Source organism: Thalassiella azotivora, from assembly GCF_054781695.1.
Window position 1 is genome coordinate 1 of record NZ_BAAGTX010000036.1, and the last position, 13,928, is coordinate 13,928.

Here is a 13,928-nt window from a genome sequence, read left to right on the forward strand (position 1 = left end):
GCCCGGTCGGCACGCGCCCCACCGGTGGCGGCGCGGGTGGCACGCACGGCCCGGCGGCCGACGGCGCGCCCGCCGCCCGCAGGGCCGCGGGCGTCGCGGTCTCCCTGACGTGGCTGGCGTTCGCGCTGCACCTGCTCGCCACGGTGGCACGGGGCGCGTCCGCGCAGCGGGTGCCGTGGAGCAACATGTACGAGTTCTCCCTGTCGGGGTCCCTCGTCGTCACCGGCGTCTTCCTCGTCTGGCTGCTGCGCCGCGACCTGCGCTGGCTGGGCACGTTCGTCGTCGGCCCGGTGCTGCTCAACCTGGGCCTGGCCATCGCGGTGATGTACACCGAGTCCGCCCAGCTCGTCCCCGCCCTGCAGAGCTACTGGCTGGTCATCCACGTCGCGGTGGCGTTCATCTCCAGCGCCCTGTTCACCATCGCCTTCTCGGTGAACGTCCTCCAGCTCGTCCAGGACCGCCGTGAGCAGGCCCGCCTCGCCGGCCGCGAGCCGGCCCGCGGCCGGTTCATGGACGGCCTGCCCGGGTCGGCGGTGCTCGAGCGGCTGGCCTACCGGCTCATCGCGGTGTCCTTCCCGCTGTGGACGTTCACCGTCGTCGCCGGAGCCATCTGGGCGGAGAAGGCCTGGGGCCGCTACTGGGGCTGGGACCCCAAGGAGGTCTGGTCCTTCGTCATCTGGACCGTCTACGCCGCCTACCTGCACGCGAAGGTGACCCGCGGGTGGGACGGGCGCAAGGCCGCGTACCTGGCCATCGCCGGGTTCGTGTGCGTCCTGGTCAACTACGGCGTCGTCAACATCTTCTTCGACGGCAAGCACTCCTACGCCGGCGTGGGCTGACCGCCCCTCGCCGGCCGAGCCGGTCGCTCAGACGGTGTCGCCGTCCTGCTCGCTGCGCCGCTCGGCGCCGGCGTCACCCTCGCGGCGCCGCAGCTCCTCCTCGCGGCGGCGCAGCTCGGCCTCCCGCTCCTGCAGCGCGCGCTGGCGGTTGAGCTGCCGGAGGAACTCGGGGTCGTCGTCCGGCGCGACGGGTCGCGGACGCGCCACCGGCCCCTGCGGTCCGCGGCTGCGGCCGGTGAGGAGCCACAGGACCGGTCCCACCAGCCACACCACGAGGATCGCCAGCAGCCACACGGCCTTCGGCACGTGCTTGATCTCCGCGTCCGGCGTGCGCAGGCAGTCGATCGCCGCGTACACCGTCACGGCCACGAGCAGGAGCACGGGCAGGAAGCGCACGGTTCCACTCTAGGTCGCCGGTCGTCCGCCGACGAGGGTGCGGTGGTCGGTTGCCTCAGCGGGCGCGCAGCAGGCTCAGGACGGCGCGGTGCGCGTCCGAGGTGGACGCCTCGCGCTGGTACTCGGCGCTGCGGGTCTGCGCGATCTCGATCGCGTTCACGGTAGGTCTGCTCCTCTCGGGTGTCGACAGTCGATTCATTGGTACTAACGGCATTCTGCCGTTGAATCTTTCGTCGTCCCGCGCCGAAACTTGACGTTATGGCCCAACTCACATCGAGGTGGGGCAGACTGGTCGACGTGGACCCCACCGACCGTCAGATCGTCAGCATCCTGCGCGCGCAGGGGCGCGTCCCCTGGGCCGAGCTCGGGCGCCAGGTGGGCCTGTCCGGACCGGCGGTGCAGGAGCGGGTGCGGCGGCTGGAGGAGTCCCGGGTCGTCACCGGGTACCACGCCGCGGTCGACCCCGCAGCGCTCGGCCTGGGCGTGAGCGCCGTCGTGGGGGTCTACTGCAGCGACGGCGCGGAGACCGACGACGTCGCCCGCCGGCTGCGCGACGTCCCCGAGATCGAGGACTGCTGGTACGTCGCCGGCGACGAGGAGTTCCTCGTCACCGTGCGGGCCACGGACGTCGCCGCGCTGGAGAGCGTGGTGGGCAAGATCCGCCGGCTGCGCGGCGTCTCCCGCACCCGCACGACCGTCGTGCTCAGCACCCGGTGGGAGAACCGTCCCGTGCCGTGGGACCCCGGCGTCACCGACTGAGGCGGGCGCACGGCCGCCACCTACGCTGGGGGGCGTGTCCCCGCTGCTGACCTTCACCGCGCTGCGCCTCGGTCTGTTCGTGCTCGCGCTCGTCGTCCTCTGGGGTCTGGGCGCCCGCGACTGGTTGCTGCTGCTGCTCGCCGCCTTCGTGTCGATGGCCCTGTCGTACGTGCTGCTGCGCGGACCCCGGGAGCGGCTCGCCGTGTCGCTGACCGAGCGGGCGCAGCGGCGCACCACGTCGCGCCAGGTGCGGACCACCGACGAGGACGTCGAGGACGCGGCCGTCGACGGCGGCGCGGGTGACGGCGGCGCGGGTGACGGCGGTACGGGTGATGGCGGGGCGGGTGACGGCGGGGCGGCAGGCGGCACGACCCGCGAGCGGGAGGACTGAGCGCCGACGGCGCTGCCGGTCGGACGCCGCGGCTCAGGGCCGCGGGTCAGGGCCGCGGGTCAGGGCCGCGGGTCAGGACAGCCCGAGGCCGAGTCCCAGCAGCAGGCCGTGCGCGAGGACGACCTTGCCGGTGGCACCCAGCACCGGCACCAGGTCCCGCCCGGTGGCCCCGCCGAGCACCGCCCGCGCCGGCCCGAGCGCCAGCGGTGCGGCCACGAGGCCCAGCAGCGGCCACCAGGACCCCGCCGCGAGCGCGGCGAGCGGGGCGGACAGCAGGCCCGCGCCGACCAGGGCCGCGAACAGCACCCGGGTGCGTGGCTCGCCGAGCCGGACGGCCAGGGTCCGCTTGCCCGCCACCGCGTCCGTCGGCACGTCCCGCAGGTTGTTCGCCACGAGCACGTCGCAGACCAGCGCCCCGACGCCGCACGCCGCGGCCAGTGCCGCCCACGACACGGTCCCGGCCTGGGTGTAGGTCGTGCCCAGCACCGCGACCAGCCCGAAGAACACGAACACGAACACCTCGCCGAGGCCGCGGTAGCCGTACGGGGAGCGGCCGCCCGTGTAGTACCAGGCGGCGACCACGCACGCGGCCCCGACGCCGAGGAGCCACCACCGGCCGCTGAGGGCCACGAGCGCGAGCCCGGCGAGCGCCGCCACCGCGAACGCGAGCACGGCAGCGCCGCGCACCGCGGCCGGCGACGCCAGCCCGGAGCCCACCAGCCGCAGCGGGCCGACGCGGTCGGCGTCGGTGCCGCGGACGCCGTCGGAGTAGTCGTTGGCGTAGTTGACCGCGACCTGCAGGGCGAGGGCGACGACCAGTGCGAGCAGGGCCCGCGGCCAGGAGCCGGCGTCCAGGGCGAAGGCCGCCCCGGTGCCGGCCGCCACGGGGGCCACCGCCGCGGGGAGGGTGCGGGGCCTGGCCCCGGCCACCCACTGGGCGGGGGTCGCGGTCGCGTGCGTCACGGACGCCGAGGCTACGGCAGCGGGGGTGCGCCGAGGTGGGCGGCCGCGACGCGTGCGGCGGCACGGCGGTCGGGCTTGCCGATCCCCAGCAGCGGGACCCGCTCGACCGCCAGGACGTGGCGGGGCGCGTGCTCGCGGCCCAGCGCCTGCGTCACGGCGCGGCGCACGGCGTCGGGGGAGGGCTGCCTCCCGCCCTGCACGAGCGCCACCACCGCCTGTCCCCACGTCGGGTCCGGCACCCCCACGACGACGACCGCCTCGACGCCGTCCAGCCCGGACACGACGGCCTCCACGGCGGCGGGGTGCACGTTCGCGCCGCCGCTGACGAGGACGTCGTCGAGCCGGCCGAGCACGCGCAACCGGCCGCCGTCCAGCGCGCCGCGGTCGCTCGTGCGGAACCACCGGGCGCCCTGCCCGTCGGTCGTGAACGCCTCCCGCGTCGCGGCCGGGTCCCGGTAGCCCCGGGCCAGCACCGGACCGCCGAGCAGGACGCGGTCGTCCGCGGTGCGTACCAGCACGCCGTCCAGCGGGACGCCGTCGTACACGCACCCGCCGCTGGTCTCGGTCATCCCGTACGTGGTGACCACGCGGACCCCGCGCGCCCGGGCGCGGTCCAGCAGCGTCGCTGGGGTGGCCGCGCCGCCGACGAGGACGGCGGCGAAGGAGGCGAGGGCCTGCGTGGCCGCGTCGTCGGCGAGGACCCTGGACAGCTGGGTGGGGACGAGCGAGGTGAGCCGCGGGACGTCGTCGCGCATCCGCGTGGTCGCGGCAGCCAGGTCGGCGGCCGCGAACGGCGCCCGGGGGTCCAGGACGAGGGGCTCCGTGCCGGCGAGCACCCCGCGCACGAGGACCTGCCAGCCCGCGACGTGCGTCAGGGGAAGCGCCAGCAGCCACTGGCCGTGGCCGCCGACCCGCTGCGCCGTGGCCTCGGCCGACGCGAGCAGGGCCGCGGCCGTCAGCTCGACGACCTTGGGGGTCCCGGTGGAGCCGGACGTCGGCAGCAGCAGCACGACGTCGTCGTCCACGGGGTCGTCGAGGCGCGCCGCGGCGCGCAGCGTGTCACCGGGCTCACCGTCGGGAACGGGCAGCAGCGCCGGTCCGGTGCCGTCGAGGGCCGCGGCGAGGAGGCGGGGCAGGCGCCACTCCCAGCGGGCGACGTGGGTTCGTAGCGGACGGGGCACTCCCCGGAGCGTAATCAGGCCGCTCTGCGGGCCGACTACCCATGCGGGCAAGGCGGCCGTCCAGGGCCTAGGTCCGCCGCAGCAGCCCGAGCCCCTGCCGGTCTCTCCTTCGCTCGCATCGAGGCCGACGTCCGCGGGCTCACGGGTGTCGGGTCAGGGGTGGGGCGTCGGAACACCGAGCATCACCTCAGGCCGGGGCGCGGGCGCGCAGGCGAAGGCCGCGCAACGGCGCCTGTCGGCAGGGTGACCGGTGCGGGAGCATCCTGGCCGCCTGTGCAGGTGGTGGCGGGACGGCGTCGCGAACCGCCCAGCAACCATGTACCGACGACGACTGGCACCATGCTCGGAACCATCACCACCTCGACGAGCGAGGTCAGCGCGTCCCCGAGGCGGTCGCGAAGAGACCCTCCCGCCAACAGCCCAGCGGCGAGAGCACCGAGGCCCAGCCACGCCCCGACGACAGCCAGGCCGGCGCCTGCCTGCACGGCTACGGCTCCGGCCAGGACGGCGGTCGAGGCGCCGTGGGCATTCGTATAGGCGCCCCGGGCGCGCGGTAGCAGGGCCACGGCCGCGATGGTGAGAAGCGCGCAGGCGGGAACCAACGCGTCCTCACGAGCCGAGAACCACCCCGCGCCTGCGTCGACCCACGCGGGCTGCGCGCCGGTCACCCACGACCAGCACCAGCTCAAGACGCCCAGCGGCGTGGGGTTGGCCGCCCAGGGTGCGTCGGCGGACCCGCTCACCAGCGCGAGCAGTCCGCAGATCGACGCGCTGCTCACGTAGACGACTGCGAGTCCATACGGGCGGAACCAGGTGACGAGGTCGGTGAACATGGAGGCACCGTAGAAGTCGGGTATGACAGTGAGTCATGACCCGACCCCCAGTGGGGGTGCGCGGCTTCCTACAGCCCGGCGGCGACGGCGCTGACCGTGGCGCCCAGCTCGGCGCACGCCTCGCGGTCGGTGCGGTCCAGCCCGCCGGTCACGGTGACGGGTGCGGCGACCCGCTCCCACCCCATCCCGCGGGCGATGGACTCCAGGGCGCGCAGCGCACCCGTCACGTCGTCGTTGCCGTGCAGGTAGGCGGCGTACGGCGCACCGACCTTGGCCGTCAGGCACGGGTAGTACACCTGGTCGAGGAAGTGCTTGAGCGCCCCGGAGACGTACCCGATGTTGACCGGGGTGCCGAGCACGAACCCGTCCGCGGCCAGCAGGTCCGACGCGGTCGCCGCCAGCGCGGGCCGGACGACGACGGCCACGTCCTCCAGGCCCTCGGAGCGGGTGCCGTCCAGCACCGCCTCGAGCATCGACTGCATCGCGGGTGACGGCGTGTGGTGGACGACGAGGACGCTCGGCACGGACGCTCCCCTGCGGTCTGCGGCGGTGGCCCGGAGGAGACCGGGCCCCTGCAGGCTAGAGCGCGACGACGTGGCCCGTGCGCGGGGACGCCGTGCCACCGAGGACGTCGAGCCACGCGTCGCGAAGGCCCTGCGGTCCGTGGCCGACCTGCACGTCCACCCAGGAGCGCGCGCGGCCGACGAACCGCTGCCAGGCCTCGGCGACCGTGGCGTCGAGGCGGTCCCGGCCCCAGTCGCCGACGCGCTTGCGCAGCTGGTCGGGGGCGAAGAAGACCGCCCCGGCGGCGCCCGCGTTGGGGACCTGGCCGGTCAGGCCCACGGCGACGTCCCGGACCAGGGAGGTCCCGAGGTGCTCGCGGACGGCGGTACGCGTGGTCGGGCTCCCGGACAGGTCCAGGTAGACGGTCGGCACCGCCGGGTCCAGGCCGGCCACGTCGTCGTAGGCGAGGACCTCGTCGTAGCAGCCCAGGTCGCGGGTGAAGGGGAGGTTGCCGGGGGAGGTGAGCCCGACGACCCGCGGGCCGGCGCCGTCCCGCTGTCCGTCCCGCTGTCCCTGCAGCTCCAGCGCGGCCGCGTACGCCGTCTTGCTCGACGCCGACGAGACGAGCAGGCGGCGGGCACCGAAGTGGTCGTTGTCGGCCAGGTGGTCGGCCAGCATGAACGAGGTGGTGAACAACGGCCGGAACAGGATCAGCAGGTCCTCCTGGTCGGCGTCGTACGCCGGGTCGCCGGTGGTCAGCGCGTACGCGTTGTACGGCGAGGGCAGCGCGGCGCGGTGCGGCGCGGCGTCCCGGAACCCCCGGGCGTCCACCCTGCCGGGGCGCACCAGCAGGTGCCCGGCGGGTGGCAGGTAGCCGTAGTGCCGCTGGCCCACCTCGACGCCGTCCGCCCGTGAGGCCACGACCTCGCTGAAGCCCCACAGCGGTCCGAGGCCCCAGGTCGCGTCGAGTCCGCGCGGCTGCGGCGGGAAGAACTCCCAGTAGCGGAAGGCGTCGCCGAGGACGGCGTAGGTGACGTTGTTCGCGGTGACCCCGACCCGGTCGACGCGCAGCAGCGCCTCGCCGTCCGCCGGCTCGGGCCGCGGGTGCTCCACGACCGTGGTGCGGGCCAGGTCGTCGCGGGCGACGGCGAGCGTCCAGGTGGTGTCCGTCTGCGGGCTGCTCATGGGCCGGACGGTAGGTCGCATACCGCCGGCGGCGGGCGGTATGTGACGCGCCTCAACCGGTGGCGCCGACGGCGCCCCCGGACCCGTTGACGTCCACAAGTCGACGCCACTACTGTCACGCCTCACTTGACCGACTGCGTCGCAGGGGCCCGGTCGGATCCGCTCGGCAGAGGGTGTCGACATGAAGCGGTTGCGTCACGGCCTGCTCGCGCTCCTGGTCTCCGTCGGCTTCGGCCTGGTCATGGCGACCCCCGCCGAGGCGGTGCGGCTGGGGACCCGTCCCAACTGGGGGGCGTGCGGCGTGTCGACCGCCGAGACCCGGATGGTGTACGACTTCGGCAGCATCGAGCTCAAGTGCGGCAACGCGAGCTGGGGCTACCGGCACATCAAGGCCAGGCACTACACCGAGTTCCAGGGCCTGGCCCGTGCCGGCGGTCTCAACTGGAGCGACCTGGTGCACTGGGCCATCTACTACAACGTCCAGGACCCCGACCACGTCATCGTGGAGCAGGGCGACGGGTGCCGTGACCGGCTGCTGTACCTGCACGACAGCAACGGTCGGCTGGTGTGGCAGCAGCGCTTCAAGATGATCTACAGCGCCAACGACGGCCGGGTCATCACCGTCTACCCCAGCAGCGCGATCTGCCGACGGTGACCGGGCCCGCATGACCGAGGCGCAGGCGCTCTTCGACGGCCTCGTCGCGATCCTCGGCCGGCACCACCGGGTGTCCGGCGTGGACCCCGCGGCGGGCACGCTCGAGCTGCACGAGGACGAGCGGACGGTGCGCCTCACGCTGCCACCCGACCGCCTCGCGGAGCTCTACGCGCAGCTCGACGAGCACGACGTCCCGGACCTCGCGCACGCGACGCCGGACGCGCGGGACGGCGTCCTCACCAGGCGCGTCGCGGTGTGGGTTGAGGAGATCGTCGAGTCGGACCTGTCGCGCTCCCTGCTCGAGGTCCGGCTCGAGCGGTCCGCGGACGGCCGGATCTCGATCGAGGACCGGCGAGGGCCCCCGCGTCGGCGGGTCCCCCCGGCGTCCGGGGACGGCGGGTACTGGACGGCGAGCCGGCCGGGCACCTGAGCGTCGGCGCGCGCCGTCCAGCAGGCGGGGTCCAGCAGTCGGTCAGTAGTACCAGGGGTACGGCGACCAGTCAGGGTCCCGCTTCTCCAGGAACGAGTCCCGGCCCTCGACCGCCTCGTCCGTCATGTACGCCAGCCGGGTCGCCTCGCCGGCGAAGACCTGCTGGCCCATGAGGCCGTCGTCCACGAGGTTGAAGGCGAACTTCAGCATCCGCTGCGCGGTGGGGGACTTGCCGTTGACCTCGCCGGCCACGCCGAGCGCCACCTCCTCGAGGTCGGCGTGGTCGGCCACGAGGTTCACCGCGCCCATCTGCTGCATCTCCTCGGCCGAGTACGCCCGGCCGAGGAAGAAGATCTCCCGGGCCCGCTTCTGGCCGACCATCCTCGCCAGGTACGCCGACCCGTACCCCCCGTCGAAGGAACCGACGTCGGCGTCGGTCTGCTTGAACTGGGCGTGCTCGCGGGAGGCGATCGTCAGGTCGCACACCACGTGCAGGCTGTGCCCGCCGCCGGCCGCCCAGCCGTTGACCACCGCGACGACGACCTTCGGCATGGTCCGGATCAGCCGCTGCACCTCCAGGACGTGCAGCCGCCCGCCCTCGGCGCGGGTGCGGACGTCGTCCACCGTGTCGGCGGTGTCGCCGTGCGCGTACTGGTACCCGGACCGGCCGCGGATGCGCTGGTCGCCGCCGGAGCAGAACGCCCAGCCGCCGTCCTTGGGGGACGGGCCGTTGCCGGTGAGCAGCACGCAGCCCACGTCGGGGGTGCGGCGGGCGTGGTCGAGGACCCGGAACAGCTCGTCCACGGTGTGCGGCCTGAAGGCGTTGCGCACCTCCGGCCGGTCGAACGCCACCCGCACGGTCCCTCGCTGCGGGCCCTCGCGGGTGCACCGGTGGTACGTCAGGTCGGTCAGGTCCTCGAAACCGGCCACGACCTCCCAGGCGGTGGGGTCGAACGTCTCGGACACGCGCGCGCTGATCACGTCCGCGAGGATAGGGGGGTGTCCGCAGACCTCGCGTACCTCGTCGGCGGGGTCGCGCTCCTCCTGGCCGTGGTCCTGCCCGTGCTGCTGCACCGCGCCGCCCTGTCCGCGCCCGTCGTCCTCGTCGCTGTCGGCGCGCTCATCGGCACCATCCCCGTGCCCGGCGGCGTGCTCGTCTCGCCGCTGGACCACCTGACTCTCGCCGAGCACCTCACCGAGTTCTGCGTGATCGTCGCGCTGATGGGCGTCGGCCTGGCCATCGACCGCCCGCTCGACGTCCGGTCGTGGACGTCGTGGCGACGGTGGTCGGCGACGTGGCGCCTCCTCGGCATCGGGATGCCGCTGATGATCGGCGCCGTCGCCTTCCTCGGGTGGTGGGCCGTCGGCCTGGCCCCCGCCGCCGCGCTGCTCGTCGGGGCGTGCCTCGCGCCCACGGACCCCGTGCTCGCCGCCGACGTGCAGGTGGAGGGACCCAGCGAGCGCGAGGAGCTCGACGCGGACGAGGTCGACGAGGAGGACGAGGTGCGCTTCGCCCTCACCTCCGAGGCGGGGCTCAACGACGGGCTGGCGTTCCCGTTCGTCTACGCGGCGATGTTCCTGACGACCGCCGGCGTCCTGGAGTGGGGGCCCGGCTGGGTGGCGTGGGAGCTCGCCGGCAAGGTCGTGCTCGGCGTCGTCCTGGGTGCGCTCGCGGGCCGTCTCCTCGCGGCCGTCGCGTTCCGCGCGCCGCACCGGGCGCTGCGCGTCGCCGAGACCGGGGAGCCGCTGTTCGCGGTGGCGGCCACCGTGCTGACGTACGGCGTCACGGAGGTCCTCGGCGGGTACGGCTTCATCGCCGTGTTCGTCGCCGCGCTGGCGATCCGCGCCGCCGAGCGCAGCCACGAGTACCACGCGCTCATGCACCAGATGGTCCAGCGCCTCGAGCGGCTGCTCACGCTGCTGGTGCTGCTCCTGCTCGGCGTCGCCCTGACCGACGGCCTGCTCGCCCGCCTGACCTGGCAGGGCGCCCTCCTCGGCGTCCTGCTGGTCTTCGTGGTGCGCCCGCTCACCGCCTGGCTGTCGCTGGGACGGGGCGCCGCCGACGACTACACCGGCGACGGGCGGCTCGGCCCGCGGGAGCGGGTGGCGACCGCCTTCTTCGGCGTCCGCGGCATCGGCTCGGTCTACTACCTGGCGTACGGCACGGGCCACGCGGACTTCGGCGACGAGGGCCTGATCTGGTCCACGGTCGTGTTCGCGGTCGTGCTGTCCGTCGTCGTGCACGGGGTCACGGCCACGCCGGTGATGGGGTGGTTGGAGAGGGTGCGGCGGCCGGTGCCCGGTACCGGGGCGGCGCGACCGTGAGCGTGACCGGGTGGACGCCGCCACCGCTGGCCGACGTCCTGGCGGGACTGCACGTCCAGGCGCTGCCGATGCGCGTGCGGTTCCGCGGTGTCGACGTCCGCGAGGTCGCGCTCGTCCGCGGCCCGGCCGGGTGGGGGGAGTTCTCCCCGTTCCCCGAGTACGGCGACGACGAGGCGGCCTGGTGGCTGGCCTCGGCCCTGGAGTGCGCCTGGCACGGCCTGCCCGCGCCCGTGCGCGACGCCGTCCCGGTCAACGCGACGGTCCCGGCCGTGCCCCCCGACCGCGTCGCCGGCGTGCTCGCGCGCTTCCCGGGGTGCACGACCGCCAAGGTCAAGGTCGCCGAGGCGGGGCAGGGCCTCGCGGACGACGTCGCCCGGGTCGCGCAGGTGCGTGCGGTGCTCGGCCGCACCGGGCGGGTGCGGGTCGACGCCAACGGCGGCTGGGACGTCGACCAGGCCCTGCGCGCGCTGACCGCCCTGTCCCGCCACGGCCTGGAGTACGCCGAGCAGCCGTGCGCGACGCTGCCCGAGCTGGCGTCGCTGCGGACGGCGCTGGCGCGCGCCGGCGTCCACGTGCCCGTCGCCGTGGACGAGGGGATCCGCAAGGCGGACGACCCGTTCGCCGTCGCCGCCAGCGGCGCCGCCGACGTCGCCGTCGTCAAGGTCGCCCCTCTCGGTGGACCGCGGCGGGCCCTGGCCGTGGCCCGGTTCCTCGCCGACGAGCACGACCTCCCGGTCGTCCTGTCCAGCGCGCTGGACTCCGCCGTCGGCATCGCCGCCGGCGTCGCGACCGCAGCCGCCCTGCCCGAGCTCCCGTACGCCTGCGGGCTGGGCACCGCGGGTCTGCTCGCGGACGACGTCACGCCCGACCCGCCCCTGGCCCGCGACGGCGTCCTGCCCGTCACCGACGCCATCCCCGACGGCGACCGTCTGGCCGCGACCGCCGCACCCGACGACCGCCGCCGCTGGTGGGCCGAGCGGGTCACCCGCTGCCACGCCGTCCTGACCCGGCGGGCAGGATCGCCGGCGTGAGCGACGGTCCGAACCCCTCCACGGCCGCGGCCCGCGCGCTCGTCACCGGGTTGGTCGCCGCCGGCCTCCGGCACGTCGTCCTGTGCCCCGGGTCGCGGTCGGCACCCCTCGCCTACGCGCTGCACGACGCCGAGCGGGCGGGGGCCGTGGAGCTGCACGTGCGCCACGACGAGCGGTCCGCGGCCTTCCTCGCGCTCGGGCTCGGCTCGGTCGGTGGGCCGCCGGCCGCGGTCGTGACGACGTCCGGGACGGCCGTCGCGAACCTGCACCCAGCCGTCCTGGAGGCCCACCACCGCGAGGTGCCGCTGCTCGTGCTGACCGCCGACCGACCGCACCGGCTGCGCGGGACGTGGGCGAACCAGACCACCGACCTGCAGGCCGGCCTGTTCGGTCGTGCCGTCCGGCTCGCGCGCGACGTGCCCGCCGCCACGGACGCCCGCGACGCCGCGGCGTGGTCGACGGTCGCGGTGCAGGCCGTCGCCACCGCGCTCGGGCGGCCCGCCGGGTCCGCGGGCCCGGTGCACCTCGACCTCGCGTTCGACGACCCGCTCGTCCCCGCCGTCCCGGCGACCGGGGCCACGGCGACGGGGGACACCGCGGCGGGGGGCACCGCGGACCTGCAGGACGCCGTGGCCGCGGCGCTGCGCCGCTCGCGGCCCACCGCCGCACCGCTCGCGCTGCCGGACGGTCCCCGGACGGTCGTCGTCGCCGGGGACGGCGCCGGGTGGCCGGCGCGCTGGCTCGCCGAGGCCGGCGGGTGGCCGCTGCTCGCCGAGCCGTCGTCCTCCGCCCGGTCCGGTCCCAACGCCGTCGGCCCGTACCGGCTGCTGCTCGAGCACCCCGCGTTCGGCGGCGAGGTCGAGCGGGTCGTCGCGTTCGGGCGACCGACCCTGTCGCGTCCGGTGACGCGTCTGCTGGACCGCCCGGACGTCGAGGTCGTCCTGGTCGCCCCGGACGGTCGGCCGGGCCCGCCGCGGCCGGTGACCCGGGTCGCCGTCCCGCCGTACCCGGAGCACGTGCTGGGGGCCGCGAAGGGCTTCCACCGCCGCACGCCCGACGGGTGGTCGGCGCGCTGGCTCGAGGCGGGGGTGCGTGGCCGCCACGCGGTGGACGCCGTGCTCGACGCCGAGGCCGCGGACGGCCGGCTCACCGGCCCGCTCGTCGCCCGTGAGGCCGCTGCCGCGCTGGCCGCCCCCACCCGCGCCGGCGACACCGGTGAGCGGCTCGTCGTCGCCGCGTCCAACGCCGTCCGGGACCTCGACCTCGCCGCCCACCCCTTCGCCGCGGACTGGTTCGCCGTCGGCGAGTCGGCCACCCTCGACGGGCCGCACCTGCGCGTCGTGGCGAACCGGGGGCTGGCCGGCATCGACGGGACGGTCGCGACCGCCGTCGGCGTCGCCCGGGCCTCGGGGACGCCGACCCGCCTGCTCGTCGGGGACCTGGCCCTCCTGCACGACCTCGGGGGTCTGGCGGTGCCCGCCGTCGAACGGGACCGGCTGCGGCTGCAGGTGGTGGTGGTCAACGACGACGGCGGCGGCATCTTCGGCCTGCTGGAGCACGGCGAGCCCTCCCGCGCGGCGTCCTTCGAGCGCGTCTTCGGCACCCCGCACGGCGCCGACCTCGCCGCGCTGTGCCGCGGCCTGGGCGTCCCCCACCGCCGCGCCGGCGACCTGGACGACCTGCGCCGGGGGCTGGCGGTCGTGCCGGACGGCCTGTCGGTGCTCGAGGTGGTCGCGGACCGCCGCGGCCTGCGGGACCTGCACGCCCGGCTGCGCACCGCCGTCCACGCCGTCGCGGACGACGTCACCCGCTGACGCCCCGCCCCTGTCACCGGCCCCCGCCCCCGCCCCTGGAACCGCCCCCGCCCCCCGCCAGTCGGACGGACACGCCGTCGGGCGCGACGGTCGGACGGCGTGTCCGTCCACCTCGCGGGGCGGGCGCGGGCCGACCGACCTAGCCTGGGAACGGACCGGTGCGCCGGCCCGACCCGTCGAGCGTCGGGAGGTCTCGTGGCGTGGGCCGTGACCCTCGTGGCCGTCGTGCTCTGCGTGGCGGCCCTGCGCGGCCTGCTGCCCTCACCGTCGGGTCGGCCCGGCCCCCTGGCCCGGGCCACCACCCGTGCCCGCGACGCGTGGCGCCGCCGCTGGGCCCGTCGCCACCCCCGCCCCCCGGACCCGTTCGCGGCGCTGCGGCTGCAGACGCGGCTCGGGATCCTCGCCGAGCACATCCGGATGCTCGAGGCGGACGACGACGTGTACGCCAAGGCGCACCGCCTCGTCGCCGCCCGTGCGGCCTACGACGACCTGCTCGACGAGGCCTGCGCGCTCGCCGGCGTCCCGCTCGACCCGGACCGTCCCCGCGGTGACGACAGGCGCTGGGAGGAGGAGCTCGCCCTGTCCGCGCGCGGATGGACCTGGTGAGCTCCGGCCGGACGCC

16 protein-coding genes are annotated in these 13,928 nt (G+C 75.8%); 9 read left to right on the plus strand and 7 right to left on the minus strand.

All coding sequences use genetic code 11. The features are described from left to right. A partial coding sequence (gene ccsB / locus ACYVQV_RS18205) for a c-type cytochrome biogenesis protein CcsB (protein WP_461024737.1) occupies positions 1-839 on the plus strand: 839 nt, incomplete at its 5' end. Positions 840-866: 27 nt separating this feature from the next. On the opposite strand, the gene ACYVQV_RS18210 is transcribed toward ccsB, so the two are convergent. After that, entirely contained in the window at positions 867-1,235 is a 369-nt protein-coding gene (locus ACYVQV_RS18210) for a PLD nuclease N-terminal domain-containing protein (protein WP_461024738.1), read from the minus strand. A 297-nt stretch (positions 1,236-1,532) separates the two neighbouring features. On the opposite strand from ACYVQV_RS18210, the gene ACYVQV_RS18215 reads away from it, so the two are divergent. Both ACYVQV_RS18215 and ACYVQV_RS18220 read left to right on the plus strand, forming a co-directional pair. After that, positions 1,533-1,994: an Lrp/AsnC family transcriptional regulator gene (locus tag ACYVQV_RS18215; RefSeq protein WP_461024739.1), complete on the plus strand. Its 462-nt coding sequence runs from the start codon at positions 1,533-1,535 to the stop codon at positions 1,992-1,994. 34 nt (positions 1,995-2,028) lie between these two features. After that, positions 2,029-2,385 carry a DUF4229 domain-containing protein gene (locus ACYVQV_RS18220; protein WP_461024740.1) on the plus strand — a complete coding sequence of 119 codons (357 nt, stop codon included), beginning with the start codon at positions 2,029-2,031 and terminating at the stop codon, positions 2,383-2,385. A 72-nt stretch (positions 2,386-2,457) separates the two neighbouring features. On the opposite strand, the gene ACYVQV_RS18225 is transcribed toward ACYVQV_RS18220, so the two are convergent. The 5 genes from ACYVQV_RS18225 to ACYVQV_RS18245 all read right to left on the minus strand — a co-directional run bounded on the left by ACYVQV_RS18225 (position 2,458) and on the right by ACYVQV_RS18245 (position 7,051). Continuing rightward, positions 2,458-3,348, minus strand: coding sequence for a 1,4-dihydroxy-2-naphthoate polyprenyltransferase (locus tag ACYVQV_RS18225; RefSeq protein ID WP_461024741.1), 891 nt, complete (start codon positions 3,346-3,348; stop codon positions 2,458-2,460). Positions 3,349-3,359: 11 nt separating this feature from the next. Further along, entirely contained in the window at positions 3,360-4,529 is a 1,170-nt protein-coding gene (gene menE / locus ACYVQV_RS18230) for an o-succinylbenzoate--CoA ligase (RefSeq protein WP_461024742.1), read from the minus strand. A 182-nt stretch (positions 4,530-4,711) separates the two neighbouring features. After that, positions 4,712-5,362, minus strand: a complete 651-nt coding sequence (locus ACYVQV_RS18235) for a hypothetical protein (protein WP_461024743.1) — start codon at positions 5,360-5,362, stop codon at positions 4,712-4,714. A gap of 68 nt (positions 5,363-5,430) precedes the next feature. Beyond that, positions 5,431-5,886: a flavodoxin family protein gene (locus ACYVQV_RS18240; protein WP_461024744.1), complete on the minus strand. Its 456-nt coding sequence runs from the start codon at positions 5,884-5,886 to the stop codon at positions 5,431-5,433. A 55-nt stretch (positions 5,887-5,941) separates the two neighbouring features. After that, positions 5,942-7,051, minus strand: a complete 1,110-nt coding sequence (locus ACYVQV_RS18245) for a DUF2855 family protein (protein ID WP_461024745.1) — start codon at positions 7,049-7,051, stop codon at positions 5,942-5,944. Positions 7,052-7,232: 181 nt separating this feature from the next. Between ACYVQV_RS18245 and ACYVQV_RS18250 the strand changes: the two genes are divergently transcribed. Both ACYVQV_RS18250 and ACYVQV_RS18255 read left to right on the plus strand, forming a co-directional pair. After that, entirely contained in the window at positions 7,233-7,706 is a 474-nt protein-coding gene (locus ACYVQV_RS18250; RefSeq protein WP_461024746.1) for a hypothetical protein, read from the plus strand. Positions 7,707-7,716: 10 nt separating this feature from the next. Continuing rightward, complete coding sequence (locus ACYVQV_RS18255; protein WP_461024747.1) at positions 7,717-8,136, plus strand: hypothetical protein; 420 nt, start codon at positions 7,717-7,719, stop codon at positions 8,134-8,136. Between the two features lie 42 nt (positions 8,137-8,178). Here ACYVQV_RS18255 and ACYVQV_RS18260 read toward each other — a convergent pair whose 3' ends face one another. Then, positions 8,179-9,117: a 1,4-dihydroxy-2-naphthoyl-CoA synthase gene (locus tag ACYVQV_RS18260; protein ID WP_461024748.1), complete on the minus strand. Its 939-nt coding sequence runs from the start codon at positions 9,115-9,117 to the stop codon at positions 8,179-8,181. Positions 9,118-9,135: 18 nt separating this feature from the next. Between ACYVQV_RS18260 and ACYVQV_RS18265 the strand changes: the two genes are divergently transcribed. The 4 genes from ACYVQV_RS18265 to ACYVQV_RS18280 all read left to right on the plus strand — a co-directional run bounded on the left by ACYVQV_RS18265 (position 9,136) and on the right by ACYVQV_RS18280 (position 13,912). Beyond that, positions 9,136-10,461: a cation:proton antiporter gene (locus tag ACYVQV_RS18265; RefSeq protein ID WP_461024749.1), complete on the plus strand. Its 1,326-nt coding sequence runs from the start codon at positions 9,136-9,138 to the stop codon at positions 10,459-10,461. Next, positions 10,458-11,492, plus strand: a complete 1,035-nt coding sequence (locus ACYVQV_RS18270; protein WP_461024750.1) for an o-succinylbenzoate synthase — start codon at positions 10,458-10,460, stop codon at positions 11,490-11,492. Before ACYVQV_RS18265 ends, ACYVQV_RS18270 begins: the two co-directional genes overlap by 4 nt. Next, positions 11,489-13,306: a 2-succinyl-5-enolpyruvyl-6-hydroxy-3-cyclohexene-1-carboxylic-acid synthase gene (gene menD, locus ACYVQV_RS18275; RefSeq protein ID WP_461024751.1), complete on the plus strand. Its 1,818-nt coding sequence runs from the start codon at positions 11,489-11,491 to the stop codon at positions 13,304-13,306. Before ACYVQV_RS18270 ends, menD begins: the two co-directional genes overlap by 4 nt. Positions 13,307-13,501: 195 nt before the next feature. Next, positions 13,502-13,912: a hypothetical protein gene (locus tag ACYVQV_RS18280; protein ID WP_461024752.1), complete on the plus strand. Its 411-nt coding sequence runs from the start codon at positions 13,502-13,504 to the stop codon at positions 13,910-13,912. The last annotated feature ends 16 nt before the right edge of the window (positions 13,913-13,928 follow it).